Annotated in this window: 25 protein-coding genes; 7 read left to right on the top strand and 18 right to left on the bottom strand. The window is 74.2% G+C overall.

Going from position 1 to position 24,725, the window contains the following annotated elements; all coding sequences use genetic code 11:
* Positions 1-39 precede the first annotated feature (39 nt).
* The 3 genes from RMN57_RS05265 (at position 40) to RMN57_RS05255 (ending at position 3,945) form a co-directional block, all read left to right on the top strand.
* On the top strand, positions 40-1,068 hold the full coding sequence (locus tag RMN57_RS05265; protein WP_313762195.1) for a phosphotransferase family protein: 1,029 nt from the start codon (positions 40-42) through the stop codon (positions 1,066-1,068).
* Between the two features lie 4 nt (positions 1,069-1,072).
* Positions 1,073-2,302 (top strand): acyl-CoA dehydrogenase family protein, encoded by a 1,230-nt coding sequence (locus RMN57_RS05260; RefSeq protein ID WP_313762194.1) that lies wholly within the window; start codon positions 1,073-1,075, stop codon positions 2,300-2,302.
* Between the two features lie 251 nt (positions 2,303-2,553).
* Positions 2,554-3,945 carry an esterase gene (locus tag RMN57_RS05255; RefSeq protein ID WP_313762193.1) on the top strand — a complete coding sequence of 464 codons (1,392 nt, stop codon included), beginning with the start codon at positions 2,554-2,556 and terminating at the stop codon, positions 3,943-3,945.
* Positions 3,946-4,035: 90 nt separating this feature from the next.
* On the opposite strand, the gene RMN57_RS05250 is transcribed toward RMN57_RS05255, so the two are convergent.
* Genes RMN57_RS05250 through RMN57_RS05240 form a run of 3 tightly spaced genes read right to left on the bottom strand, consistent with a single transcriptional unit; the run spans position 4,036 to position 6,571 of the window.
* Positions 4,036-5,007 carry an NADPH:quinone oxidoreductase family protein gene (locus RMN57_RS05250; protein WP_313762192.1) on the bottom strand — a complete coding sequence of 324 codons (972 nt, stop codon included), beginning with the start codon at positions 5,005-5,007 and terminating at the stop codon, positions 4,036-4,038.
* Positions 5,004-5,816, bottom strand: a complete 813-nt coding sequence (locus RMN57_RS05245) for an SDR family oxidoreductase (RefSeq protein WP_313762191.1) — start codon at positions 5,814-5,816, stop codon at positions 5,004-5,006. The genes RMN57_RS05250 and RMN57_RS05245 overlap by 4 nt, the downstream gene beginning before the upstream one ends.
* Positions 5,813-6,571 (bottom strand): SDR family oxidoreductase, encoded by a 759-nt coding sequence (locus RMN57_RS05240; RefSeq protein WP_313762190.1) that lies wholly within the window; start codon positions 6,569-6,571, stop codon positions 5,813-5,815. Before RMN57_RS05240 ends, RMN57_RS05245 begins: the two co-directional genes overlap by 4 nt.
* A 208-nt stretch (positions 6,572-6,779) precedes the next feature.
* On the opposite strand from RMN57_RS05240, the gene RMN57_RS05235 reads away from it, so the two are divergent.
* A complete protein-coding gene (locus tag RMN57_RS05235) occupies positions 6,780-7,409 on the top strand; it encodes a TetR/AcrR family transcriptional regulator (RefSeq protein ID WP_313762189.1) in 630 nt (209 codons plus the stop codon).
* A gap of 37 nt (positions 7,410-7,446) precedes the next feature.
* Here the strand turns inward: RMN57_RS05235 and RMN57_RS05230 are convergent, their stop codons facing one another.
* The 8 genes from RMN57_RS05230 to RMN57_RS05195 form a co-directional block, all read right to left on the bottom strand.
* Entirely contained in the window at positions 7,447-8,292 is an 846-nt protein-coding gene (locus RMN57_RS05230; RefSeq protein ID WP_313767714.1) for a methyltransferase domain-containing protein, read from the bottom strand.
* A 310-nt stretch (positions 8,293-8,602) separates the two neighbouring features.
* A complete protein-coding gene (locus RMN57_RS05225; RefSeq protein ID WP_313762188.1) occupies positions 8,603-8,998 on the bottom strand; it encodes a ribonuclease in 396 nt (131 codons plus the stop codon).
* Between the two features lie 293 nt (positions 8,999-9,291).
* Positions 9,292-10,122 carry an SAM-dependent methyltransferase gene (locus RMN57_RS05220; RefSeq protein WP_313762187.1) on the bottom strand — a complete coding sequence of 277 codons (831 nt, stop codon included), beginning with the start codon at positions 10,120-10,122 and terminating at the stop codon, positions 9,292-9,294.
* Positions 10,123-10,206: 84 nt separating this feature from the next.
* The gene (locus RMN57_RS05215; RefSeq protein WP_380236880.1) at positions 10,207-10,611 is read right to left on the bottom strand and encodes a hypothetical protein; all 405 of its coding nucleotides are present in this window, start codon (positions 10,609-10,611) and stop codon (positions 10,207-10,209) included.
* Between the two features lie 136 nt (positions 10,612-10,747).
* A complete protein-coding gene (locus RMN57_RS05210; protein ID WP_313762185.1) occupies positions 10,748-11,218 on the bottom strand; it encodes a roadblock/LC7 domain-containing protein in 471 nt (156 codons plus the stop codon).
* Positions 11,219-11,480: 262 nt separating this feature from the next.
* The gene (locus tag RMN57_RS05205) at positions 11,481-12,404 is read right to left on the bottom strand and encodes a MarR family transcriptional regulator (RefSeq protein WP_313762184.1); all 924 of its coding nucleotides are present in this window, start codon (positions 12,402-12,404) and stop codon (positions 11,481-11,483) included.
* Between the two features lie 366 nt (positions 12,405-12,770).
* Positions 12,771-13,697, bottom strand: coding sequence for a lysozyme (locus RMN57_RS05200; RefSeq protein WP_313762183.1), 927 nt, complete (start codon positions 13,695-13,697; stop codon positions 12,771-12,773).
* 226 nt (positions 13,698-13,923) lie between these two features.
* Positions 13,924-14,340 (bottom strand): VOC family protein, encoded by a 417-nt coding sequence (locus tag RMN57_RS05195; RefSeq protein ID WP_313762182.1) that lies wholly within the window; start codon positions 14,338-14,340, stop codon positions 13,924-13,926.
* A 471-nt stretch (positions 14,341-14,811) separates the two neighbouring features.
* On the opposite strand from RMN57_RS05195, the gene RMN57_RS05190 reads away from it, so the two are divergent.
* Entirely contained in the window at positions 14,812-15,327 is a 516-nt protein-coding gene (locus RMN57_RS05190) for a hypothetical protein (protein ID WP_313762181.1), read from the top strand.
* A 131-nt stretch (positions 15,328-15,458) separates the two neighbouring features.
* Here RMN57_RS05190 and RMN57_RS05185 read toward each other — a convergent pair whose 3' ends face one another.
* From RMN57_RS05185 to RMN57_RS05170, 4 genes are all read right to left on the bottom strand, one after another.
* A complete protein-coding gene (locus RMN57_RS05185) occupies positions 15,459-17,786 on the bottom strand; it encodes a collagenase (RefSeq protein WP_313762180.1) in 2,328 nt (775 codons plus the stop codon).
* A gap of 469 nt (positions 17,787-18,255) precedes the next feature.
* Positions 18,256-19,875: an MFS transporter gene (locus RMN57_RS05180; protein ID WP_313762179.1), complete on the bottom strand. Its 1,620-nt coding sequence runs from the start codon at positions 19,873-19,875 to the stop codon at positions 18,256-18,258.
* A gap of 102 nt (positions 19,876-19,977) precedes the next feature.
* Positions 19,978-20,262 (bottom strand): SHOCT domain-containing protein, encoded by a 285-nt coding sequence (locus RMN57_RS05175; RefSeq protein ID WP_313762178.1) that lies wholly within the window; start codon positions 20,260-20,262, stop codon positions 19,978-19,980.
* A 107-nt stretch (positions 20,263-20,369) separates the two neighbouring features.
* Positions 20,370-20,822 carry a DUF6325 family protein gene (locus RMN57_RS05170; protein WP_313762177.1) on the bottom strand — a complete coding sequence of 151 codons (453 nt, stop codon included), beginning with the start codon at positions 20,820-20,822 and terminating at the stop codon, positions 20,370-20,372.
* A 552-nt stretch (positions 20,823-21,374) separates the two neighbouring features.
* Between RMN57_RS05170 and RMN57_RS05165 the strand changes: the two genes are divergently transcribed.
* Together RMN57_RS05165 and RMN57_RS05160 are read left to right on the top strand one after the other, a co-directional pair.
* On the top strand, positions 21,375-22,691 hold the full coding sequence (locus tag RMN57_RS05165) for a hypothetical protein (RefSeq protein WP_313762176.1): 1,317 nt from the start codon (positions 21,375-21,377) through the stop codon (positions 22,689-22,691).
* Between the two features lie 152 nt (positions 22,692-22,843).
* The gene (locus RMN57_RS05160) at positions 22,844-23,044 is read left to right on the top strand and encodes a hypothetical protein (protein ID WP_313762175.1); all 201 of its coding nucleotides are present in this window, start codon (positions 22,844-22,846) and stop codon (positions 23,042-23,044) included.
* A gap of 148 nt (positions 23,045-23,192) precedes the next feature.
* Here the strand turns inward: RMN57_RS05160 and RMN57_RS05155 are convergent, their stop codons facing one another.
* The 3 genes from RMN57_RS05155 to RMN57_RS05145 form a co-directional block, all read right to left on the bottom strand.
* Positions 23,193-23,711: a hypothetical protein gene (locus tag RMN57_RS05155; RefSeq protein WP_313762174.1), complete on the bottom strand. Its 519-nt coding sequence runs from the start codon at positions 23,709-23,711 to the stop codon at positions 23,193-23,195.
* 18 nt (positions 23,712-23,729) lie between these two features.
* The gene (locus tag RMN57_RS05150; RefSeq protein ID WP_313762173.1) at positions 23,730-24,125 is read right to left on the bottom strand and encodes an SHOCT domain-containing protein; all 396 of its coding nucleotides are present in this window, start codon (positions 24,123-24,125) and stop codon (positions 23,730-23,732) included.
* Positions 24,126-24,358: 233 nt separating this feature from the next.
* Positions 24,359-24,703 (bottom strand): hypothetical protein, encoded by a 345-nt coding sequence (locus RMN57_RS05145; protein ID WP_313762172.1) that lies wholly within the window; start codon positions 24,701-24,703, stop codon positions 24,359-24,361.
* Positions 24,704-24,725 lie beyond the last annotated feature (22 nt).

Below are 24,725 nucleotides of genomic sequence, written 5' to 3'. Positions count from 1 at the left end.
TAAGCAAGCGCTTAGTCAGCCGAGTGAGGAGAGCGATCCGTGCCAGAGAACCCCGTCGACCCGCCCGGCCTCGACCTCGCCCGGCTCCGCGCCCACCTGGACCGCGAGCTGCCCGGCACGGTGCAGGGCCCGCTGGACGCCGAGCTGATCGAGGGCGGCCGCTCCAACCTCACGTACGTGCTCACCGACGGCACCGGCCGCTGGGTGCTGCGCCGCCCGCCGCTCGGTCACGTGCTCGCCACCGCCCACGACATGGGCCGCGAGCACCGGGTGATGACCGCGCTCGGCGGTACCGGCGTGCCCGTCCCCGGCACCCTCCTGCTCGACCCGGGCACGGAGACGCTCGGCGCGCCCTGGTACCTGATGGACTTCGTCCCGGGGACGGCCCACCGGGACGCCGCCCCCCTCGCCGGCCTCGGCGCCCCGCGCGTCCACGCGATCGGCGAGCGGCTGGTCGACACCCTCGCCGCCCTGCACCGGATCGACCCGGCGGCCGTCGGGCTCGCCGACTTCGGCCGCCCGGACGGCTACCTGGAGCGGCAGCTGCGCCGCTGGTCCACCCAGCTCGCCGCCTCCCGCAGCCGCGAGCTGCCCGGCGTCGACCGGCTGCACGGCCTGCTCGCCGCCCGGCTGCCGGAGTCCCCCGTGCCCGCCCTCGTCCACGGCGACTACCGGCTGGACAACGTGCTCGTCGACGAACACGACGCCGTCGCCGCCGTCCTGGACTGGGAGATGTCCACCCTCGGGGACCCGCTCACCGACGTCGGCCTGCTGGTGATGTACACCGAGCTGGCCGGGGTCGGCGGCGGCATCATCCCCTCCGCCGCCACCGCCCCGGGCTTCCCCTCCGCCGGCGAGCTGGTCGCCCGGTACGCGGGGCTCACCGGCCGCGAAGCCGCCGACCTCGACTGGTACGTCGCCTTCGCCTCCTTCAAGCTCGCCGTCGTCGCCGAAGGCATCCACTACCGCTTCCGGCAGGGCAGCACCCTCGGCGCCGGCTTCGAACGGGCCGGCGAGATCGCCCCCGTCCTCGCCGAGCACGGCCTGACCACCCTCAAGGAGCGCTGACCCGATGGACTTCGCCCACGACGCCCGCACGCTCGAACTGCGCGAGCAGCTGCTGGCCTTCATGGACGCGCACGTGTACCCGGCCGAGCCCGTCCTGGAGGCACAGCTCGCCGACCCGGCCCGCACCGCCTGGGCCGTGCCGCCGATCGTCGCCGAACTGCAGGCCGAGGCCCGCAAGCAGGGCCTGTGGAACCTCTTCCTGACCGATCGGCACGGTCTGCCCGGTGAGCCGGGCGCCGGGCTGACCAACCTCCAGTACGCGCCGCTCGCCGAGATCACCGGCCGCAGCCCCCAGCTGGCGCCGCCCGCCCTCAACTGCGCCGCGCCCGACACCGGCAACATGGAGCTGCTCGCCCAGTTCGGCTCCGCGGAGCAGAAGCGGCAGTGGCTCACGCCGCTCCTCGACGCCGGGATCCGCTCCGCCTTCGCGATGACCGAACCGGACGTCGCCTCCTCCGACGCCACCAACATCGAGACCCGGATCGAGCGCGACGGCGACGACTACGTGATCACCGGCCGCAAGTGGTACATCACGGGCGCGATGAACCCGCAGTGCCGGATCCTCATCGTGATGGGCAAGACCGACCCCGGCGCCGACCCGCACCGGCAGCAGAGCATGGTGCTCGTCCCGCGCGACACCCCCGGCGTCACCGTGCGGCGCGGCATGAAGGTCTTCGGCTACGACGACTCCGACCACGGTGGCCACGCCGAGATCCACTTCGACGGCGTCCGCGTCCCGGCGGCGAACCTGATCGGCGAGGAGGGCGCCGGCTTCGCGATCGCCCAGGCCCGGCTGGGCCCGGGCCGGATCCACCACTGCATGCGGGCGATCGGCATGGCCGAGCGGGCCGTCGAGCTGATGTGCCGGCGGACGCTGGACCGGGAGGCCTTCGGCCGGCCGCTCGCCGACCAGGGCGTGGTGCAGGACTGGATCGCCGAGTCCCGCGTCCGGATCGAGCAGCTGCGGCTGCTGGTGCTCAAGACCGCCTGGCTGATGGACACCGTCGGCAACCGCGGCGCGCACACCGAGATCCAGGCCATCAAGATCGCCACCCCGAGCACCGTCGAGTGGATCCTCGACAAGGCCGTCCAGGCCCACGGCGCGGCCGGCGTCGGGCAGGACACCCCGCTCGCCCAGCTCTGGGCCGGCAACCGGACGCTGCGCCTGGCCGACGGGCCCGACGAGGTGCACAAGCGCTCGCTCGCCAGGCGCGAGCTGAAGCGCCACCGCTGACCCCGGCGCGCGGGCGCCGGCCCGCCCGGCCCGCCCGGGCCGCCCGCCCCGCGCGCCGCGGCGGCGTCGCTCCGCGGCGGCCCCTAGGGGAGCGCCCGGAGCGCGGGGCTCCCTCGAACGGGTGTCATATCAGGGTGGAACCGGGAGGCTTGGTTCCGAGGTATGACGTCCACGCACCACTGCGGCCCGTACTGTCACGGTACGGGCCGGCCGGTCGGCGGCGGGCGGAGACGAACGGGGAACGGGCGAGCATGCGCAAGCGGGGGCAGGAGCAGTACCGGGGTCACGACCGGGCACAGGCAGAGGGACAGGCGCCGGCACGGGCACGCACCCGGGCACCCGGCCGGTCCGCGGCCCGGGGCCGCAGCCGGGCGGCGCGGACCGGGATCGCCGCGGTGCTGGCGGCGACGGCGCTGCTGGGCACGGCCGCCGCACCGGCGACGGCCGCAGCAGCGGCACCCGCCCCGGCCGGGACGGAGCGGCAGGCCCGCGCCTGGCTGCCCGAGCCGACCGGGCCCTACCCGGTCGGCACCACCACCCTGCACCTCACCGACGCCGGGCGGCAGGACCCGTGGAAGCCGGAGCGGGCCCGCGAGCTGATGATCAGCCTCTGGTACCCGACCGCGCGCCCCGCCACCGGCGACGACCGCGCCCGCTACATGGACCCGCGCGCGGCCGAGCACTTCGGCGGCGCGGACGGCGCCGCCGTCTTCAACTACCGCACCGAGCCCGGCCGGACGGCCTGGCAGCAGATCCGCACCCAGGCCCGCCAGGACGCGCCCGCGCTGCCCGGCCGCGGCCCCCGCCCGGTGGTGCTCTACTCGGCGGGGCTCGGCGACCCGCGCACCTGGGGCACCGGCCTGGTCGAGGACCTCGCCTCCCGCGGCTACGTGGTGGTCACCGTCGACCACACCTACGACGCGTCCGAGGTGGTCTTCCCGGACGGCAGCCGCGCCGACTCCGTCCTTCCCGGCATGGCCGGCCCCGACCTGGACATCGGCGCGCTGCTCCGCAAGGTGATGCGGACCCGGGTCGACGACACCCGCTTCGTCCTGGACGAGCTGGCCGCGCTGCGCACCGACGGTCGGCTGCCGGCCGGTCTCGGGGCCTCGCTCGACCTGGGCCGGATCGGCATGGTCGGCCACTCGGCCGGCGGGTTCACCGCAGTGCAGACCATGCACGACGACCCGCGGATCGCGGCCGGGGTCAACATGGACGGCCAGCTGCACTTCCCGGGGCCGGACGGCACCGGGGTCAACCTGGGCAGCGTCGCCGAGGACGGCCTGGACCGGCCGTTCCTGCTGATGGGCACCGGGAGCGAGGACTCCGGCGACTACCACCACCAGCCCGGCTGGGCCGCGCTCTGGCAGCACAGCAGCGGCTGGAAGGCGGACGTCACGCTCACCGGTTCCCGGCACGGCTCGTACACCGACGCGCAGTCGCTGCTGCCGCAACTCGCCCGCCAGGGCGCCGTGTCGGGGGATCAGCTGCGCTCGGACGTCGGGGACGTCCGGCCGGAGCGCGCGGTGGCGGCGACCCGCGCGTACGTCGCGTCGTTCTTCGACCGGTGGCTGCGCGGGCACGACGACCACCTGCTGGACGGGCCCTCCCCGCGCTTCCCGGAGATGGAGTTCACCCGCTAGCGCGAACCCGCGGGGCCGCGGAGCCCGCGAGCCCGCGGGGCCTGCTCACCGGGCCCGCCGCCGTCACGCGGCGGGCCCGGTGAGCAGGCCTCAGCTGCCCAGCACCACGACCCGGCCGGTGGTGAGACCGTCCGCGACCTGCTGGACGGCGTCCGCCGCCCCGGTGAGCGGGAGGCGGGCGCTCACCAGCGGGCGGACCACGCCGGCCGCGGCCAGCTCGGAGAGCTGCTCGTGCGCGGCCCGGACCGCCTGCGGGTCGTGGGTGTTGTACAGGCCCCAGTGCAGCCCGAGCAGGCTGTAGTTCTTCACCAGGGCGTGGTTGAGCGGCGGCGCCGGGATCTCCCCGCTCGCGAATCCGACCACCACGATGCGGCCCTCGAACGCGACGCACCTGGCCGAGCCGGTGAACGCGGCGCCGCCGACCGGGTCGAAGGCCACGTCGGCGCCCCGCCCGCCGGTCGCCTCCTTGACCGCGGCGACGAAGTCCTCGGCGCTCCGGTCCACCACCAGGTCGGCGCCGAGCTCCTTGGCGACGGCGGCCTTGGCGGGGCCGCCGACCACGGCGATCACCCGCGCACCGGCGGCCCGGCCGAGCTGGACCGCCGCACTGCCGACCCCGCCGGCCGCCGCGTGCACCAGCAGCGTCTCACCCGGCCGCAGCCCGGCCCGCCGGTGCAGCGCGAACCAGGCGGTCTGGTAGCCGATGTGCAGCGCGGCCGCCTCGGCGTCGTCGAGGGCGCCGGGCGCCGGGAACGCGGCCCCGGCGTCCAGCAGCGCGTACTCGGCGAAGGCACCGGCGGGCAGCACCGGGTTGCCGATCACCCGCTCGCCCGCCCGGGGGCCGTCCACCACCTCGCCGCAGAGCTCGACGCCGGGGGTGAACGGCAGCGGCGGGCGCACCTGGTAATGGCCCCGCACCATCAGCGCGTCCGGGAAGTTGACGGCGGCGGCCCGCACCCGGACCACCAGCTGCCCCGCCGCGGCCACCGGCGCCGGAACGTCCTCGGCCAGCCGCAGCACCGCGCGCGGCTCGCCCCACTCGTGCACCTGCCAGGCCCTCACAGCGCCGCGCTCCGTTCCAGCCCCTGCTGGAGCCGGTTGACGCCGGCCAGCCAGCGGTCCGGGTCGGTGGCGCGGACGGCGTAGTACTCGGCCACCTCGGCGTGCGGCAGGACGAGGAAGCGGTCCTCGCGCAGCGCGTCGAGCAGGGCCGCGGCGACGTCCGCCGGCTCCATCGCGGTCGGGGCCAGCAGCGCCTCGCCGACCGCGCCGGCCGCGGTGAGCATGTCCGTCCGCACGCCCTGCGGGCAGAGCGCGTGCACCCGGACGCCGCGGTGGCGGTAGGTGGCGGCCAGCCATTCGGCGAAGGCGAGCGCGCCGTGCTTGGAGACCGCGTACGGGGCCGAGCCGAGCATGGTGAGCAGCCCGGCGGCCGACACGGTGGAGACGAACCGGCCGGCGCCGCGCTCCAGCCAGCGGGGGAGCAGCAGGTCGGCGGCGCGGACGTGCGCGAGCACGTTGACCTCCCAGGCGGCCGCCCAGGCACCGGCCGACGCGTCGGCCCCGCCGACCGGCGCGACCCCGGCGTTGGCGCACCAGACGTCGATCTCGCCGAGCGCGGCCCGGGCCCGGTCGACCAGCGCGGCCACGCCCTCGGCGGAGGCGGCGTCGCCGGGGGCGGCCGTGCCGCCGCACTCGGCGGCCACCGCACCGGCGGCCGCGGCGTCCAGGTCGTTGACCACCACGCGGGCACCGGCGGCGGCGAAGGCGCGGGCCAGCGCGGCCCCGATGCCCCGGCCGGCGCCGGTCACCACCACGCCCTGGCCGGCGAAGTCCCCGGCGGGCCCGGTGGGCTCCGCGGCGGCGGTCACAGCCCGCCGCCCAGGGTCACGCCGCCGTCCACCACCAGGGTCTGACCGGTGATCCAGGCGGCGTCCGAGGAGAGCAGGAAGGCCACCGCGCCCGCGACGTCCTCCGGCACCCCGAGCCGGCCCAGCGGGTACGCGGCGGCCACCTGCTCCTCGCGGCCCTCGTAGAGCGCCTCGGCGAACCTCGTCTTCACCACCGCGGGCGCGACGGCGTTGACCCGGATGCCCTGGCCGCCCAGCTCGGCGGCCAGCTCCGTGGTGAGCCGCATCAGGGCTGCCTTGGACACCCCGTACAGGCCGATCCCGAGGGACGCCCGGATGCCCGCGATGGAGGCCACGTTGACCACCGAGCCGCCGTGCTCGCCCATCCAGGCGGCGTGCGCCCGGCGGGTCCAGGCCAGCGGGGCGAGCACGTTGACGGCGAGGATCTTGGCGGCGGCCGCCTCGTCGGTGTCCAGCACGGGGCCGTAGACCGGGTTGATGCCGGTGTTGTTGACCAGGTGGTCGAGCCGGCCGAAGGCCTCCATCGTGCGGGCGACCGCGTCGTCCTGGTGGGCCGGGTCGTCGGCCTTGCCCGCGACGCCGATGGCGACCTCGGGGCCGCCCAGGTCGCGGACGGCCTCGGCGAGCGGCTCGGCGTTGCGGGCGGTCAGGCAGACCCGGGCGCCGCGGGCCACCAGCTCCCGCGCGATCCCGAGGCCGATGCCCCGGCTGGAGCCGGTGACGACGGCCACTTGGCCCTTGAAGGAGTGCACCACGGAGGGTCCTTTCGCGCGGTCCGGCCGAAGGGCTGGCCGGGGGCTGGCCGGGGAGCCGGCCGGAGGGACCGGCCGGCGGGTCTCACGTTCTGCCTCAGTACTCGTGACTAAGCGCTTGCTTAGCATGCTGTCGGTGCGGGACCCTGTCAACAGCCCGCCCGACCCCGCCGCCGGACCGTCCGCACGACCCTTCTGGGAGGATGGCGCCATGACCAGCACGCCCATCGCCGACCTATGGCCCGCCCGGCCCGGCGGCGCCGACGCCCGCCCCGAGGCGGCGTACCGGCTGCTCCAGGCCGCCGTGGAGTCCTTCGCCGAGCGCGGCTTCCACGCGACCACCACCCGGGACATCGCCACCGCGGCCGGCATGAGCCCCGCGGCGCTCTACATCCACTACCCGTCCAAGGCCGCCCTGCTCGCCGAGATCAGCCGGACCGGGCACGCGGCCACCCTCGCCCTGGTCCGGGCCGCGGCCGGCGGCGCCGGCGACGCGGCCGCCCGGATGCGTCGCCTGGTCGAGGACTTCACCGTCTGGCACGCCCGCGGCCGCACCGTCGGCCGGGTGGTCAACTACGAACTGCACGCCCTGCCCGAGGACGACTACGCGGTGGTCGCCGCGCTGCGCCTGGACATCGAGCGCGAGGTGACCGCCCTCATCGAGGAGGGCGTCACCGGCGGCCTCTTCGTCGTCCAGGAGGTCCGCACCGCCGCCCGGGCGGTCACCTCGCTCGGCATCGACGTCTCCCGCTGGTACACCGACCGCAGCAGCGAGACACCGGAGGAGCTCGGCCGCCGCTACGGCGAGCTGGTGCTGCGGATGCTCGGCGCCCGCCTCTGACGCGACCGGCGGGGCGCCGGGGCCGACGGAGGCAGGTCTACGGCTTGACGGCGGTGTGCACGTACCAGGAGACGTAGTCCCGGACCTTGTACATCTCCACCACCGACCGCATGTTCAGCCACCGCTCCGCCGGGCCGAACAGTCGCAGCAGCGCGTACGGCACCCGGAAGTAGGCGTAGAGCGCGTCCGAGGTCGGCCGGTACCGCGCGGTCGCGTCCAGCGCCTCCTCGACCCGGAAGCCCGCCCCGGCCAGCAGGTCGTTCAGACTCCGGGTGTCGTACTGCTTCGCCCCCGGGAAGACCATCGCGTCCAGGTACGGATCCAGCACAGCGCGGCCCTCGGCGCCCAGCTCGTCCCGCGGCGCACCGATCGGGCCCAGGAGCACCAGCCGGCCGCCCGGCCGCAGCACCCGGTGGAGCTCGGCCAGCGCCCGCGCCGGGTCGTACGAGTGCACCAGCGTCTCCATCGAGTACGCGCCGTCGAACGAGCCGTCGGCGAACTCCAGGTCGTGGTAGTCGCCCCAGGAGAACGTGGTCCGGTCCTCCAGCGCGGCCCGTTCGCTCAGCCGGCGGGCCTCCCGGACGTGGAAGTCCAGCACGTCGACCCCGGTGATCCGCAGGCCGAACCGCTTCGCCATCTCCCGCGCCACCACGCCCGCACCGCAGCCGGCGTCCAGCACCCGGGAGCCGGCCGGCAGCGACAGCTTCCGCCCCAGCACCCCCTCCAACTGGCGCTGCGCCCGCCAGCAGCGCCACTTCGACTGGCCGGGCTCCGTCCAGCCCCAGTGCCGGGCGTTGCGGCAGACCGCCGTGTAGAAGAGCCGGCTGCCGGGGCGTCCGTAGACGCGCCGCAGCCCGGTGAGATCGAGCTCGCCACTGACCATCTGCACCCGCCCGGCCTTCCGCTGCTCCGCGCCGCCGCCGCCGTTGTCGCTGCCGCCGCCGTCGCTGCCGTCGTCGCCGTGCGGCGCGTACCGTCCCGCGCCGCCGTCCCGCCCACGCTAGCGACGGACTCCGGGCGGCGCCGGTCCGGTGCGTCCGCTCGGGTGGTGGGCGGACGCCGCACCGGGGCGTGGGGCGCGGTGCGGGCGCGGGTCCGGCCGGGGTGCGGAGGTGGGGCCGCCCCGCCCCGGGAGGTCGGGGCGGGGCGGCGGGTGGACGTGGGGGTGTGGGGGCGGGTGTGTCGGGGGGAGCTCAGCAGCTCCAGTTCACCTTGTAGAAGGTGGAGTAGTGGTTCGAGGTGTAGTAGTCCTCGTGGTAGACGCGGCCGGTGACGATCCGTCGGGCACCGCGGGTCGGGCTGCCGGGGGTGATGACGGTGTACTCGTGGTAGTAGCCGGAGGACTTGGCGGGCAGCACGCCCTCCCGGTTCTGGAAGACCACGCCGTCCTGCGAGTACGGGAAGGGGCCGCCGGCGTCGATCAGGTCCAGGGTGTCCCAGGCCTCGTCCGGCAGGTCGGTCAGGCACACGCTGCCGCTGACGGTGGCGTGGGCCTCGGTCGCGAACACGGCGGTCGGCGCCAGGGCGATCAGGCCGACGGCGACGACGGAAGCGGCGCGGGTCTTCAACGCGCGTAGAGCAATTCGCATGGCAGCAGTCTGAAGTCTTGTCAGGTTCGCGCGGAACCCTTGTCGGAGCGGTGCGGAAACACTTCACGTCCGCGTAACTGGCGCAGCCCCGGGGCGATGCGCGGCGTATCCGATCCACACGGAATCCGCCAGGATTCGCGTGCATCGGCGCCGGTCGGAGCCGCCGTCGCGGCGGCGCGGCGCGGCGCGTCGACGTGCCGGACGCGCGGCGGCCCGCCGCCGGGCGTGCCGGCGGCGGGCCGTGGTGGAGCGTGGTGCGCCGAAGCGGGGCCGGGAGGTGGGCCGGCCGGCGGTCAGGCCTTGCGGCCGACGCCCGCGTACATCCAGCGGGTGGAGCCCTCGGTCGGGCCGTCCGGGCGCCAGAGCGGGACGAAGTCGACCCCGGGCTCCAGCAGCTCCCAGTCGTCGAAGTACCGCACCACGTCGGCGCGGCCGCGGTCGTGGATCTTCGAGGCGGTGTTGTCCCAGGTCTTCGCGACCTCGGCGGCCCGCTCGGGGTCGCCTTCGGAGCTGCTGTGCGAGACCAGCAGGTAGCTGCCGGGGGCGACCCGCTTGTGGATCGCCTGCACGGCGGCGTCGGCGTGCTCGTCCCCGACGAAGTGCAGTACGGCCAGCAGGAGCACGGCGACCGGCTGCGAGAGGTCGATCAGGTCGCGCAGCTCCGGGCGGTCCAGCAGCTCGTCGAGGTCGCGGAGATCGCCGGTGAGGACGGTGGTGGTCCGGTTGTCCGCGAGCAGCGCCCGGCCGTGGGTGAGCACGATCGGGTCGTTGTCGATGTAGACCACCCGCGAGTCCGGCGCGACCTCCTGCGCGACCTCGTGGACGTTGCCCCGGGCGGGCAGGCCCGAGCCGATGTCGATGAACTGGCGGATGCCCGCTTCGGCGCAGAGCCGGACGGCCCGGCGGAGGAAGGCGCGGTTCTCGCGGGCGCCCTGCGGGATGTCCGGCGCGATGGAGATGGCGTGCTCGGCCGCGGCCCGGTCCGGCGGGAAGTTGTCCTTCCCGCCGAGCCAGTAGTCGTATATCCGGGCCGGATGCGGACGGTCGGTCTGCAGGTCCGTCACATCGCTCTTGCCTCTGTCGTCGAACATCCGGTCCCCTCCGGTGAACTGATAGGCTGTCATGTACATGTCCGCCAGGGGGCGGCTCGGTGACGGCCGGTCGAACGTTCACGCATGATAGCGGTCCCGGGCGAACGCCCCGGTTGCTCAGAGCGGACCGTGCTCCCGAAGGACCCTCCTGGCCTGGGCGAAGAGCATGCCGACGTTCACGGTCTTGCGGCAGACGACCACGGCGACGACCTCGTCCGCGCTCTCCATCCGCAGGAACAGGTGCGTCAGGTTGTCGCTGTTGACCAGGATCTCCTGGAAGTAGTGCCGGTCGCTCACCACGCCGCGGCGCTCCTTGAAGATGCCCTCGATCATCACCACGTTGCGGCCCTGGAAGAGGTCGAGCGTGGCGGCGGCCAGCATGTCGAGGACCTCCGGCGGGTGGGAGTCGACCGTCTCCACCGCCAGCAGCATGCCGGTCGACATGTCGATGATGCCGGCTGCCACGCAGTCGGGGGCCTCGGAGCGGAGGCTCTTCACGATGCGCACCACCCGTTCGGACATGCTGTGGGGTTGGGTCTCCGGCAGGTTCATGGGGGTGCTTCGTCTCCTGGTGTCGTCGATCACGTACTGGATGTGGGGCCGTGCTGGTTGTGGGGCCGTGCTGGGCCGGGGGCGGGTCGTCGCCGGGTCGTGGCGGTCAACCGGCCGGTGCGGCCGGTTCCCTGGGCTCGGCCGACTCGGCCGACTCGGCCGATTCGGCCGCGCGCCGCGGGTCGGCCGGGCCCGCGGGTGCGGTGGGGGCGAGGACGGAGCCGATGCGTTCCGCCGCACCCTGGGTTTCGAGGTGGAGGCGCTTCATGTCCATCCCCGCGTCGCCGAGTACGGCGATCAGTCCGAGTTCGCCGATGGCCTGGGCGAAGAGGTAGCCGTCGCTGAATCTGGCCGTCGTGTGGCGCAGCGGCCCCTTCCCGGTCGCGCTGCCGGACCGGCGGGCGATGCCGACCGCGGCGGCGGTGAGCGCGGCGAGCACCTCGGGGTCGGCGGCGTCGTCGGTCTCGGCCGTGATCAGCAACCCGTCGGCGGACGCCACGACCACGTCGGTGACCCCGACCACCCGGTCCCGCAGAAGCCGCATCTCGGCAGCCAGGTCGTCACCTTTGATCGGCATGGTGCTCCGTATCTGTTCGTTCGTTCACGTGGGTTTCTCGCGAGGGGTTCGTGCGAGTGGGTTCTTGCGAAGGAGGGGATTCGCGAGCGGTTCGGCGGGTTTTCCGCGGAGTCGTGCGAGGGATTGCGCGGGTTTCCGCAGCAGGCTCTCGCCGGGGGCTTCGCAAGCGTTCGGTGCGGGCCCCCCGGAAGGAGGCCCAGCGGGCCGAATCCGGCCGGACCCGGGAATTGGACGGGCTGCGACGGGGCTGCGGCGGGGCCGTTCAGGGGAGCCGGTCGGAGACCGACCGGAGCGGGAACAGTTCGGTGATCCGGCTGGCCCCGCGCTGCCGCAGTGGAAGCGCCGGCCGGTCGGAGCGCGGACCGGCCGCCAGCGGCGGCGCGCCCGTGCCCGGCGAGCCGAAGGGGCGGCCGTTCCCGCCCGCCGTTGCGAGCGGCCGGAGCGTTCCGGGGGGTCCGGCCGTCTGGACCAGGCCCTCCGCGTGCATGCGCGCCATCTCGACGGTCACGGCGTACAGGCTCCGCCCGAGGAGGAAGGCGATGTCGCGGGCGCTGCGGCGCCCGTTGACGCGGACCAGGATCTCGCGCCGGTCGCCGTTCACCGAGGACCGGTCGGGGTTCGCCGGCCCCTCCAGCAGCGCGGCGCCCGTCACCGTCCGCAGGGGGCGGCTGTGGAAGGGGGCGTGGGGTGCGGCGAGCGAGGCGAGCACGCCGATCCGTCGTTCGGCCTCCTGGAGCAGCCAGTCCGCGTCGATGCCCTCGGGGGCCGCGAGGTGCTGGAAGGGGGCGCCCGGATCGAAGGAGAACCCGTCGATCCGTCCCATGCCGATGGCCAGCGCCGCGTCCAAAGCCGCCATCAGGCAGACCAGTTGGAGCTCGGCCTGGCCGACCAGCCCGCGGGCGACCAGCTCGGCCCCGGCCCGGTCGCTCGCCTCTCCGGCTCGCAGGGCGGTCGACCATTCGGACTCGCTCACCCGGCCGGAGTGCAGCAGCAGGGTCTCCACGCCCGGGGCGCCCGGTGAGGAGACCTCGACGACGGCGCCGGTCCGGAAGTGGAACCGGCCGCCGGGGTCGCCGACGACCTGCAGGGAGCCGGAGAGCTCGCCGGTCCGGGCCCGCCGCCGGATCTCGGAGGTGACGGACACCAGGGAGTCGCAGTGTTCCGCCGGCCGTTCGACTTCTGGCATGTTCCCCGCAATCGCCCGGATTGAGTAGCTTTCGACTTCGGGCTCGGACTCTAGCCGCAGGGTCGAATCCGCAATCGAGGAGACCGGAATTGATCGCAATACCTGGCCATGCGGGCATATGACAATCGGATGATGATCGGTGATGTCGGAATTCGCGGTGATCTGTCCGGTGCGCATTCGGCGCATTCGGCGCGGTCGGCGCGGTCGGCGCGGTCGGCGCGGTCGGCGCGGTCGTGCGGGGTCGGCGCGTTCGGCGCGGGGGTCGGGGCCGGGCGGGCCGCCGCCGCGGTCGCCGGGGGTAGCGCCGCGGCCCGGGCCGAGGAAACGACTCTCCTCGGCCCGGGCCGCTGGCGTGCTCGGTCGGGATCAGCCGTTGGCGAGGGCCTGGAGGCGGTCGTAGGCGCCGTTGAAGAGGTTCTGGTCGCCGGGGAAGGTGCCGGAGTCCGCGTACTGCCAGAAGGTCTGGTAGCTCCAGCCGTTGGGGAGCGTGCCGACGGAGGAGGAGTAGCGGGCGATCCAGAGCGGGTTGGTGGACCCGAAGCCGCCGTAGTTCCCGGTGCAGGTGGCCCACCAGTTGGTGGTCGTGTAGATGGTGGGGTAGCGGCCGGTGCGGGAGCGGACGGTGTCGCTGAACGAGCGGATCCAGCCGACCATGCCGCTCTGGCTGAGGCCGTAGCAGGTGGCGCCGTACGGGTTGTACTCGATGTCGAGGGCGGGCGGCAGCGTCCTGCCGTCGCGGGACCAGCCGCCGCCGTGGTCGACGAACCAGTTGGCCTGGGCGGAGCCGGAGGAGCGGTCCGGGAGGGCGAAGTGGTAGGCCCCGCGGATCAGTCCGGCGTTGTAGGAGCCGTTGTACTGCTGGGCGAAGTAGGGGTTCCGGTAGGTGGTCCCCTCGGTGGCCTTGACGTAGGCGAAGCGGGCGCCCTTGGTGGCCACCGACGACCAGTTGACGTTGCCCTGGTAGCTGGCGACGTCCAGTCCGGGGGTCTGGGTGACGGCGAGGGCGGCGATCCCGGCGGTGCTGCCTCTGCCTTCGTGCGCGGCGACGGTGGAGCCGGCGAAGTCGCGCTCGGGGTGGATGGGCGGCAGGTGCCGGTCCGCCTGCTCGGCGGTCGGGGAGGCCTCGGCGGTCGCGGAGGTCTCGGTGGGCGCGGGGTCGGCCGCGTAGGCCGGGGCGGCGGTGCCGGCGGCCAGGGCGACCGCCGCGGCGAGGGCGGCGAGGACGGCGAGCCTGTGGGCTTGCGGGGTTTCGGTGGTACCGGTGGGGCTGGCGGAGCGGGAAGTGCTGGACATGAACACTCCTCTGGTCCGGTTCTGGTGACCCGTGGACAGCGGTACAGCCGGTGCGCCGGTGCGGGACCGGCCGGGAGCAGAGTAGCCATGTCCCCGCCAGGATGGCCAGGTATCGTCGGTAACATCCTGATCGGTCGTCACATCCGTTCGTGCGGAGCCCCGGTGGCCGGACCGGTGGCTGGACCGGTGGCCGGCCGGACCCCGGGGCGCCGCCGCGGCGGTCGGCTCAGGATTGCGGCTGGACGATGTCGACCAGCCAGGTGATGCCGTAGCGGTCGGTGCACATGCCGAAGATGTCGCCCCACATCTGCTTCTCCATCGGCACCATGACGGTGCCGCCGCTGGAGAGCTTCTCCCAGTAGCCGCGCAGCTCGCCCGCGTCCTCGCCGCTCACGCTCACCGAGATGCGGCCGCCGGAGGCGTCCTGGTCCCCCTGCGGGCTGTCGGCGCCCATGAGGGTGAAGCCCGCGGTCGTGGTGAGCATGCTGTGCATGATCCGGTCGGCTCCGCCCCCGGCCTCGGCCTGGCCGAAGTCGCCGTAGGTGTTGACGGTGAGTTCGCCGCCGAAGACCTCGCGGTAGAACTCCATGGCCTCGCGGGCGTTGCCGTTGAACCCGATGTAGGGGTTGAGGATGGAAGCCATCACATCTCCGTTTCCTGACGGTATGTCCGTTCTGGCAGGGTAGGTGATGGCGGGGCGGCGGCCCCGGCGACGACTCCTGACCGGCGCGGCGGATCCGGGCGCGGCGCGGCCTGCCGGACGTGTGCGGGAGTGCGACCGTCCGACCCGCCCCGGTCGCCAGTGCATTCCGGCCGGCCCGGTGACTACCGGCGGCTCCGGTCGGTGCACGGTACGTGTCGGCCCCGTTCGCTCGCGCGCCTGCTCGTGCGGCGCCGGGGCCCCGGCGTGGGACGTCGGACAGGCCGACTTCCCACGCCGCGCCCGCCGGGCACGAGGCGCCCCCGGCGGTGCCGGGGCGCCCGTCGGCCCGCGGGCGGACAATGGAGAGCCAGTGCCAGGGTGTGCCGGAACGGAGGCCGCCGCCGAGACCGCGCGAGCGGGGCGGCCCCGCGGCCCGAGCACCCCTGTCCGGTCGCCGACCGGGAGGTGCCCATGCCGACCGCCCCCACCCTCCGTGGCAGCGCCCTGCTGCCGCGCCTCGCCCGCGTCGTGCACTGGCCCGGGCGCCGCCGCCCGCCGCCGCGCCCCGACCGGACCACGCAGCTGACCGGCCTGGCCGAGGTCCTGGCCGAGGCGGTCGCCGAGCAGGTGCCGACGGACCTGGTCGTGGCCGGCTGCGGTGAGCCGGGCCCGGTGCCCGGCGCACTGGCCCGGGCCACCGGGCTGCAGGCCGTGCGCTGGTCCCGGCTCGCGACCAGGCTCCGTGACCTGCCCGCCGACGGCGACGTCGCCGGGCTGCGGGAGCACGCGCTCCGGCTGGTGCTCTACCACGAGTGGATGCTGCGGCACTCCGCCGACCTGGCCTTCACCTCCCACCCGGACGCGCGCACCGAGCAGGCCCGGCTCCGGATCAACGGCCTCGGTGCTCCGGCCGACCGGCTGCGCGAGCTCTACCTCATGGTCCGCGCGGAGTCCGACCCCACCCGCCGGGAGCGGGCCGGACCCTGAACGGCGGCTCCGGACGGTTCGCGCCGGGGGCGATGCCCCCCGGGCGGGCCCGAATGTTCGTCGAGGGCTTCCAGGGGGCGCCGGCGGGAAGGGGCGGGGCCGGACCGCCGGCGCGGTCCGGCCCCTGGGAGTCACCGGCGCAGGGGGCCTTCGCAGGTGTAGTCGGCGGTGCCGGCCCGGCCGTCCGGCCAGACGTCGACCTTGCCGAACCAGCAGTTCATGTCGGCGAGGTTGTTGGCCGCGCCGCCGCCGCGGTTGAGCAGGTAGTGGTCGACCGTCGAGGCCATGTCCTGGCGGACCCGGCCGGTGTCGGCGGAGTCGGTGAGGTTGGCGGTGATGCGCCCGCTGCAGCTGAAGCGCATCTTGTTGTTCCAGTCGGCGTTGTCCTTGCAGAGCGGGGCGTTCTGGGTGGCGGAGGCGAAGGCGGACTGCACCTCCGAGGCCCAGGCGTAGTTCAGCCGGCCGTTGGCCGTGTAGTCGGTGTCGGGCACGAAGAGTTCCGTGGCCCGGGGGAGGGCGGCGTCGATGAACGCCGTGTACTCGGCCTGGAGGCCGGCGTCGCGGCCGAGGCGGTCGCGCCAGGCGTCGTAGCCGGCTCTGTCGTCGGCGCGCAGCAGCCGGTACATCTCGGCCAGCCGGTCGGGGTGCTTCTCGCCCAGCAGGTTGAAGAAGGTCGCCGCGTACGGGTAGGCCCGGAAGCCGAGGCTGCTCCAGGTGGCGTGCACGATCTGGTCGACCGTCAGGGGCCGGTTGCCCTGACGGAGGTCGGTCGCGATGCCGTCCACCATGTTCTTGCGGAGCCTGACGCCGTCGTCGCGGGTGGCGCCGGCGAAGTACTCGGCGGTGCCCTCGTTCATGGCGAAGGTGGCGTCGCCGGGCCAGCGCTTGGTGTAGCCGGAGTCGGGGATCGCCCAGCGGGCGTTCAGGTAGTGGGTGTACTCGTGCCGGAACAGCTCCTCCAGGCTCAGGTACGACTCCACGCCGACCACCCGCTGGTAGGTGTAGAAGGTGGAGCGGTCCTCCAGGAACATGCCGCCGTTCTCGACGTCGGCGATGCCGGCGAGCAGCCGCTGGAGGTTCTTGTAGTGGGTCTTGGTGTCGTACAGCTGGACGGTGAGCACGGGGTGCTCGTCGCCGGGCAGCGGCTGGTCGGTGCCGATGGTGCGGAAGAACTGGGCCTTGACCTGCTTGGTCGCGTAGTACAGCTGGTCGGCGGTGGCCCGGTCGAGCGCGGTGCGGACGACCAGGGTGCCGTTGTCGTAGCTGTAGGTGTGGGGGAAGATCTCCGGGTCGACGTCCGAGGGGCACGCCCGGTACGGGGCGCAGGCCTTGATGGCGGCTGCCCCCGCGGCGAGGGCGCCCCACTGGTAGCTCAGCCGGCCGTAGGTGTCGGTGACGTTCTGGAACACCCACGGCAGCCGGCCGGCGACCTCGGCGGTCAGGCCGGGGAGGGCGCCGATCCGGGTGTACTCCAGCATGGCGTCGGCGACGGTCCAGTCGCTCTTCGTGCCCTTGAGGTGGGTGTAGCCGGCGTAGGCGCGGAAGGCCTCGCGGTACTCCGCGTCGGCGGCGACGGCGGCCCGGAACGTGCCCTGCGGGTCCTCGCCGACGTTCTCGATGCCCTGGAAGTTGATCCGGAGGGCGCCGTAGACGGCCCAGTTCCAGCCCTCGTCGCCGGTGGCCCTGCTGCCCGCGGCGAAGTACGGCAGGACCCGCTTGATCAGCCCGAGGCGGTTGGTGCGCAGGGTGGGCGCGGTACCGGTGTGGAGCAGCTCGCCCAGGGCCCAGCCGTTGGCGGTGGTGACCTCGAAGACCCGCGGGTTGGCGGTGTAGTCCTGGATGGCGTGCTCGATCGCGGCGACGGTCCCGGCGTCCTTGACGTCGATCTCGTCGTGGTCGTAGTCGAAGAGGACCGCGACGTGCAGGAAGTACCAGAGTCCGCGCTGGTTGTGGTTGTTGGCGTTGTCGAAGGAGGGCGCCAGCGCGCTCACCCGGGCGGCGACGGCCTGCACGTACGCCGGCGTGATCAGCCGGGTGAAGCGGGTGTCCCAGCTCCCCAGCAACGGCAGCAGGCAGTCGTCGTAGGTGTGGGCCGGGTCGGCGAGGAAGTCCGCGACCTGGGACGGGCTGAGCGCGGTGAAGGCCTCTCGGCTGCACGAGGCGTCGTGGGCGGCGGTGGGTCCCGCCGAAGCGGTGGCCGGTGCGGCGGCAGGCTCGCCGGCGGACGGACCGCTCGGTGCGTCGGACCGGGCGCCGGTGTTCGGCTGGAGCCGCTCGGCGCCGTCCCAGCCGGCGGGGGCCGGCACGCCGGTACCGCCCGACCTGGCCGGGGACGCTGCTGCGGGGGTGGGGGCGTCGGCCGCGACGGCCGGCTGGGCGCTCCGGATCAGCGGAGCCGCGAGCGTGACGGCCACGGCGGCCGAGAGCAGCGTGTTCCGCAGGCGTAGCTTGGTGGACACCAATTCTCCTCTGAAAGTGGGGTGTTGGGATTCTGGTGTCGTGCAGTGGCCGCCGCGCGGGCCCAGGGGAGTGGAGGTGGGCGCGAGTGGGGGCCGCCCCGGCGCGCGGGGGTGGTGCGCGCCGGGAGCGGCCGGCCGGGTGGAAGGACCGGCCGGTCCGGGCCCCGTACGGGGACATCCTGGAATCAGGGCAGGGGTGTTCCCGTACGGGAGTTGAAGGGGCGGCGGCACCTGGTGGGAGGGGCAGGTTGCCAGCCGGTGATACGTAACATAGTAATGTGAAATTGCAGTGCGCAAGGGTTTGCAGCAATGTCACCTTGTGTAGCCGGTGTGGGCGATCCGAGGTCGGCGCCGACGCGCGGGCATTCGGCGGGGCGTCACGGACGCGGCGTCAAGGTACGTGCCTGGTGGAGGAGTTGTTCCCCGTGCGGGCTCGCCGGGGGCGACGCCCCCGGGAGGCCCGGGCCGTTCACGGCACGTCGCCGGCGGGCTCCTCGTCGGTGCCCTCGTCGCCGGTCGGCCGGCGGCCGGGGAGGTGGCGGGTGAACAGGAAGCTCGCCGCGGTGATCCCCGCACAGGCGAGCACGGCCGCCTTGAGTCCGTCGAGCTGCGCCTGCCGGTAGTCGTCGACTATCGCGGCCGCTTCCTCCGGCGGCACCTCCGGGTGCTCGGCCAGGGCCGCGGCCACGTCGTCGGCGGGTACGAACGACACACCCGCCTCCAGTTGGACGGCGGCCTGCCCCGCGACGGCGTCGGAGATGCGCGGATCGTCCTCGATCCTGCTGCCGACCGCGCCGGCCAGCGCGCCGATCAGGATGGCGCCGATGAGAGCCGTCCCGAGCGAGGAGCCGAGGTTCTGCGCGGTGTACTGCAGGCCACCCGCCTCGCTGCGGTCCTCGGTCGCGACGCTCGACTGCACGGTGTTGCCCAGCTGGGAGGCGAGCATGCCGAGGCCGAGGCCGAGCAGGGCCATCGCGCCGGCGAACGCGGCGCCGCGCAGCTCCGGCTCGATGGCGGTGATCAGCCAGAGCGTGGCGGCGAGCAGGACCAGCAGGCCGGTCCGGACGATCGTCCGCGGTGAGGCGATTCGCAGCAGCAGCGTTCCGCTCATCGAGGCGACGAGCATCGCCACCGAGACCGGGAGCAGCTTCAGGCCGGTCTCGAAGGCGTCGAGGCCCTGCACCACCTGGAGGTAGAGCGGGATGACGAAGAACAGCCCGAGCAGGATGGTGTTCTGGTTGAACAGTGTCGCCAGCCCCGAGCGGAGCGCGGAGTTGCCGAACAGGTCCAGCGAGACCAGGGGTTCCAGACCCCGGGCCTCACGCCGGCGCTCGTGGCGGCAGAACGCGTAGAGCAGCGCCGCCCCGAACGCGACCACGAACAGCGTCGGGGAGAAGCCGAGGACGGTGAACGGCGGATTGCGCGGCTGCACCCAGCCCCAGGTGCCGCTCTGAAGCACGGCGAGCACCATCAGCGCGAGGCCGGCGGCCGACAGCGCGACGCCCGCGGTGTCGAGCCGGGCGCGGTGGTCCGGGGCCCGCTCGGGCGGGATCCAGCGCATCAGCAGCAGGATCGCGACGACCAGCACGACCTCTCCGGCGAACACCAGCCGCCAGGTCAGGTACGTCGTCACCCAGCCGCCGAGCAGCGGGCCGACGGCGATCCCGGCGCCCGCCAGGCCGCCCACCACCCCGTACGCCACCGCCCGCTCCCGGCCGGTGTAGGAGCCGGCCACCAGCGCGGCCAGGGCGGGCAGGACGAGGGCCGCCCCGAGGCCCTCGATCACCGACCACCCGAGGGCGAGGACCCAGAGCGTGGGCGCCACCGCCGTGAGCCCGGAGCCGACCGCGTAGACCACCAGGCCGACGACGAAGACCCGGCGGCGGCCGAACATGTCGCCGAGCTTGCCGCCGGTGAGCATGAAGGCCGCCATCACCAGCGTGTACAGGGTGATGACGGCCTGGATGGCGGTCACCTCGGTGTCGAAGTCCTCGACCAGCTGGCTGATCGAGACGTTCATCACCGAGGCGTCCAGCACCATGAGGAACTGGGCGGTTCCGAGCACGATCAGCGGCTTCCACCGGCCCATCGCGTCTCCAAGATCGTCGGGCCCGGCCCGGCGGGTGTGACGGGCCGGGCGTGGACGTCAGCGGGGTGCCGGCGGATGCCGGCAGGGGCGTCGGACCTGCCGTCAGCTGCCGAGGATCCGCGCCTTCTGGGCGGCGAACTCCTCCTCGGTCAGGACGCCCTGCTCCTTGAGGGTGGCGAGGTCCTTGAGCTGGTCGAGCTTGTCCTCCATGGTGACGCCGGCCGGCGGTGCGGTCGGCGCCGGCGCGACCGGCTGCGGGGCGGGGGCTTCGGCGGCCTCCTGCTGGGCCCAGCGGCCGGCCTGGCGGCGCGAGACACGGTTCGACACGGCGGTGGCCGTACCGGCGACGACGGCCGTACGGGCGACTCCGCGAATGAGTCCGGGCATGGCTTCCTGCCTGGGGTCGGGGGAAAGGTGGGCGCCGGCCTGGCGGACGGCGGGCGGCACGGCCCCGAGGGGCGCGTCGGCGGGGCCGCCGGGCCGGCGGAGCGCGGTCAGACCGAGGCCTCCAGCGCGTTGAGCGCCGCGAGGACGTCCTCGACGGGGATCCGGCCGCTCGCGATCATGCGGGCGCCGGCGTGGCGCAGTGCCTTCACGAGCGGCGCGGCCCAGAGGTTCTCGTAGAGGAAGACGGCCGCGGAGTCGCCGGGAGCCAACAGCGCGCCGGCCTCCGCGACGTCGTCCTCGCCGATCAGGCCGGAGGAGATGCCCTCGAAGAAGGTGAGGTCGAGCTCGCCGTCCCCGGTGACGTCGGCCAGCTCGATGCCGCTGACCGTGCCGTCCTCGGCCTTCGTGATGAAGGTCAGGTCGAGGATGCGGATGATGCCGCGATCGACCAGGTCGACGAGGACGGGCATCCCCTCGCCGGTCATCCGGCTGCCCGGGAACTCCACGACCACGTAGTCGATGGGGCCGACTTCGTCGAGTTCGCTGGATTGGTTGCTCACGACGGCTCCTGACGGTGGGGTCCGATCGGCGCGCCGCAGGGCCCTGTGGGCGATCCGGCGCGCTCCTGCGACGCTAACCCGCCGCGGGGGGAGCGCGGATCACCTGCTGGGGGTGACCCGCGCGTCGGTGCGGCGGTCGACGGCGCCGGCCGTTCGGGGGATCCCCGGTCACCCCGGTGGGGTAGTCCTGCTGGCCGGGTGCGGGTGGCGGCACTTGGCTGGTCGGGAGGGCCCCGTCACGGGCGCCCCACCCGCGGGCCGCTGGAGGAGAGATACATGCCGTCGTCTGAACCCGACAAGCCCGAGTCCGGTGGCGCCGCGTCCGGTGGTTCTCCGTCGGGTGGTGGCGCGTCCGGCGGTCCCGCGGCGGGAGGCTCCGAACCGCCCGGAGGCTCGGAGCTCGGCGGTCCCGCGGCGGGTGGCGGCCCGTCGCCCGCCGGTCCTCCGCCCGCCGGACCACCGCCCGCAGGCCCTCCGGCCGGTGCCCCGGCGCCGGGCGGCCCCGAACCCGGGCCGGCGGAGTCCGAGGAGCTGCGGGCACTGCACGAGCGCGTGGCACAGCTGGAGTCCGACGCCGCGAAGCGGGCGCCCACCCACCACCGGATGCGCACCTTCGGCTCCACCGTCCTGGTGGTCGTCGCCTCGATCCTCTCCATCCTCGCCGTCGTCGCGGTCTGGGCCCACAACGAGGTGACCGACACCGACCGGTTCGTCTCCTCGCTGGCCCCGCTGGCCCACAACCCCGACGTCCAGAACGCGCTGGCGAACCGGCTCACCAACGCCGCGGCCGAACAGGTCGACGTCAAGGCCCTGGTCAACGACCTCTCGCAGGCGGCCGCCGAGCAGGGCGTGCCGCCGCGGCTCGCCGACCTGATCGGCGGGCTGAGCGGACCCCTGGAGGGGGCGCTCACCAACGTCATCCACGCCGCCGCCGAGAAGGTGGTCACCAGCGACGCCTTCGCCACGGTCTGGGAGCAGGCCCTGCGGCTCGGCCACGCCTCGATGGTGAAGGCGCTGACCGGCGAGGGCGGTGGAGCCGTCCAGCTGAAGAACGACGAGGTGACCATCGACATCGGGCCGATGGTCGACAAGGTGAAGACGGAGCTGGTCAACGCCGGCTTCGCGCCCGCCGCGAAGATCCCGGCGGTGCACACCGACTTCGTGGTCTTCTCCTCGCCCGACATCGCCAAGATCAAGGGCGGCTTCCGGCTCCTGGAGGTGCTGGGCAACTGGCTGCCGGTGATCGTGGTGCTGGTCGCCGCGGCGGGCGTCTTCACCGCCTTCAACCGGCGCCGCGCCCTGGTGGGCGCCGCGGTGGGCATCGCGCTGGCCATGCTGCTGATGGGCATCGTGTTGACGGTGTTCCGGTCCTACTTCCTCGACCACCTGCCGTCGGACGCCTCACCGGCCGCCGCCGGCGCCGTCTACGACGCCCTGGTGACGTACCTGCGCACGACCGTGCGGGTGGTGGGCGTGCTGGCCCTGGTCGTGGCCATCGGTGCCCTCATGATCGGGCCCTCGCGCGTCGCCGTCACGATCCGCTCGGTCTGCGGCCACGGGGTGGCCGCGGTCCGGCACGCCGCCGACTCGGCGGGCTTCCACGCCGGTCCGGTGGACGCGTTCGTGCGGCGCTGGAAGCGGTGGATCGGCATCATGGTGCTGCTCGGCGCCGCCGTGATCTTCGCCTTCTGGGACCACCCGACCGGCATGGTGGTGTTCTGGTTCGCCGTGGTGGTGCTGGCCCTCTTCGCGATCCGCGAGTTCTTCGCCCCCGCCTACCCGGCCGGTGGCCCCCTCGTGCCGCGCGCCCCGGCCACCCGGCCCGGCCCGCCGGCCGCGGCCGGCCACGGTGGGGCGGCGGGCGCCTGAGGCCTGGCGCCCGCTCCGACGGACGAGCCCCGGCGCGGTCCCGCGCCGGGGCTCACCTGGGCGGGGTGATGCCCGGGGCGCCCGCGTCCGTGAGCATGGTGGCGGGGCCGGCCGGATCCCTCCGAGGGCCGGTGCGGTCCCGGGAGGCGTGGATGCGGTACGAGATCCGGGTTGCGGGCGCGATGACCGACGACCTGCTGCACGGCGGCTTCCCCGAGCTGGAGAGCTTCGTCGTGGCGGGCCAGACCGTGCTGGTCGGCCGGATCGTCGACGAGGCGCACCTGTACGGCCTGCTCGCCCGCTTCCAGGCACTGGGCCTGCGGATCGTCGAGCTGCGGCAGCGCTCCGACTGACCGGCTGGCGGCCGGTCGCGGTTCGGACGCTCGCGGTTCGGACGGGAGACCGGACGTTCCGCGGCCGTGGACGCGGAGGGACGGCGACGGGCCGGGTGGCCCGGGTGGGCCACCCGGCCCGGTCGTCGGCCGGTGCGGGCGGGACCGGTCAGCCGGCGGCCCCGCGGTCCGGACCGTAGGAGGCCGGGGGAGCGGGCGCGGCCGGGGCGGCCGCGGGTGCCGCGGGGACGGCTCGGTCCGTACCGGCGCGGCCGCCGTAGGCGATCAGCGCGTAGATGGCGATGACGTCGAGGGCGATGACCAGGATCGACCAGGCCGGGTAGGACGGCAGGAACGACATCTGGGCGAACCCGTTGAGGACCAGGACGCCGACGCCGAACCAGCGGGCGGCCTGGACGCGGGCCATGATGCCCACCACCGTGAACCCCTGGGCGATCGCGAGGGCGAGCATGGCCCAGCCCCACGCCCGGAGGTCGCCGAAGACGTAGTGGGCGTCGCGGACGAAGACGTGCGAGCGGTTGATCGCCGCGATGCCGTCCAGCCCGTTGAACAGGGCGAGGACGCCCATGAGGACGGCCGCGAAGGTGAGCATCGCATCGCCGCGGGCCGGTGCGGACCCGGATGCCTGCCACGACCCCGGCGGGACGTGGTGCTGTGCGGTTGCCATCGGAACCTCCGACGTCTGTCAGGACAGGACGAGGGCCTTCGCCCGCTGGTACTCCTCCTCGGAGATGTCGCCGCTGCGCCGCAGTTCGGCGAGGTGGGCCAGCTCCTGGGCGGTGCTCGGCTTCTTCGACTCCCCGGCGGCCTCCTGGACGTAGCCGCGGAACTCCTGCTCGGCCTGCTGGACCCTGGCCGTCTCGCGCATGCCCATCCCCTTGCCACGGGCGATCAGGTAGACGAAGACGCCCAGGAACGGCAGCAGGATCACGAATATCGACCAGCCGGCCTTGCCCCAGCCACTCACCGAGTCGTCACGGAAGAGATCCGCGAAGACCCGGAAGAGGAGCATGAACCACAGGATCCAGATGAAGAACCACATGGTCGTGAGGAAGATGTTGAGCAGTGGGTAGTCGTCCATGACCGGAATCTCCTGTCCTCGGCCCGACGCGCGTACCCGGCGGCCGCCGGGCCGACCGGCGGGTGCGCCTGGCTCCCCCGGTCCCACGGTCGGCGCCGACGGCCGTTCCCGCACCACCCCCGGCGGGTGATTCCGGCGGGCGCCGGGCGCCGGGCGGTGCGGGCGCGGCCGGGGCGCGTCCGGCGGACCACCGCCACGAGCCCCGGTGGACTTCAGGGACGAGCCCCGGTGGACTACCGGACGGCGTGCAGGGCGCGGGGGCGGGACCGGCCGGCGAGGGCGGCGCCCGTGGCGGCGGTGGCCACCACCCCGGCGGCCAGCAGTCCGCCGCGGGAGCGCCAGGACAGCACCGACCAGCGTGAGTTCGCGGAGAGCAGCGAGCCCAGGCTCAGCCAGGAGCCGGCGGACAGGACGGACATCGCCGAACCGGCCGAGCCGATCGACAGGACGGACCCGACCGAGCCCACCGAGAGTACGGAGCCGACCGAGCCGATCGACAGCACCGAGCCGGCGGAGGCGATGGCGAGGACGGAGTCCTTGGACCAGAGCGTCAACGAGGATGCGGTTTGTGGCGACACCCGATGATCGTATGTCCGGCCC

This window comes from Kitasatospora sp. CM 4170, assembly GCF_032110285.1.
Taxonomy (GTDB): Bacteria; Actinomycetota; Actinomycetes; order Streptomycetales; family Streptomycetaceae; genus Kitasatospora; species Kitasatospora aburaviensis.
The sequence above is the reverse complement of the archived record's forward strand: the minus strand, read 5'-3'. Positions and strand labels throughout refer to the sequence as shown.

Coding starts and splice junctions, on each gene's coding strand:
- RMN57_RS05175 (WP_313762178.1), bottom strand. CDS start 20,262: ATGCCCGGACTCATTCGCGGAGTCGCCCGTACGGCCGTCGTCGCCGGT.
- RMN57_RS05230 (WP_313767714.1), bottom strand. CDS start 8,292: ATGGTCAGTGGCGAGCTCGATCTCACCGGGCTGCGGCGCGTCTACGGA.
- RMN57_RS05180 (WP_313762179.1), bottom strand. CDS start 19,875: ATGGGCCGGTGGAAGCCGCTGATCGTGCTCGGAACCGCCCAGTTCCTC.
- RMN57_RS05255 (WP_313762193.1), top strand. CDS start 2,554: ATGCGCAAGCGGGGGCAGGAGCAGTACCGGGGTCACGACCGGGCACAG.
- RMN57_RS05210 (WP_313762185.1), bottom strand. CDS start 11,218: ATGCCGATCAAAGGTGACGACCTGGCTGCCGAGATGCGGCTTCTGCGG.
- RMN57_RS05260 (WP_313762194.1), top strand. CDS start 1,073: ATGGACTTCGCCCACGACGCCCGCACGCTCGAACTGCGCGAGCAGCTG.
- RMN57_RS05160 (WP_313762175.1), top strand. CDS start 22,844: ATGCGGTACGAGATCCGGGTTGCGGGCGCGATGACCGACGACCTGCTG.
- RMN57_RS05190 (WP_313762181.1), top strand. CDS start 14,812: ATGCCGACCGCCCCCACCCTCCGTGGCAGCGCCCTGCTGCCGCGCCTC.
- RMN57_RS05155 (WP_313762174.1), bottom strand. CDS start 23,711: ATGGCAACCGCACAGCACCACGTCCCGCCGGGGTCGTGGCAGGCATCC.
- RMN57_RS05150 (WP_313762173.1), bottom strand. CDS start 24,125: ATGGACGACTACCCACTGCTCAACATCTTCCTCACGACCATGTGGTTC.
- RMN57_RS05235 (WP_313762189.1), top strand. CDS start 6,780: ATGACCAGCACGCCCATCGCCGACCTATGGCCCGCCCGGCCCGGCGGC.
- RMN57_RS05205 (WP_313762184.1), bottom strand. CDS start 12,404: ATGCCAGAAGTCGAACGGCCGGCGGAACACTGCGACTCCCTGGTGTCC.
- RMN57_RS05225 (WP_313762188.1), bottom strand. CDS start 8,998: ATGCGAATTGCTCTACGCGCGTTGAAGACCCGCGCCGCTTCCGTCGTC.
- RMN57_RS05195 (WP_313762182.1), bottom strand. CDS start 14,340: ATGGCTTCCATCCTCAACCCCTACATCGGGTTCAACGGCAACGCCCGC.
- RMN57_RS05220 (WP_313762187.1), bottom strand. CDS start 10,122: ATGACAGCCTATCAGTTCACCGGAGGGGACCGGATGTTCGACGACAGA.
- RMN57_RS05215 (WP_380236880.1), bottom strand. CDS start 10,611: ATGTCCGAACGGGTGGTGCGCATCGTGAAGAGCCTCCGCTCCGAGGCC.
- RMN57_RS05200 (WP_313762183.1), bottom strand. CDS start 13,697: ATGTCCAGCACTTCCCGCTCCGCCAGCCCCACCGGTACCACCGAAACC.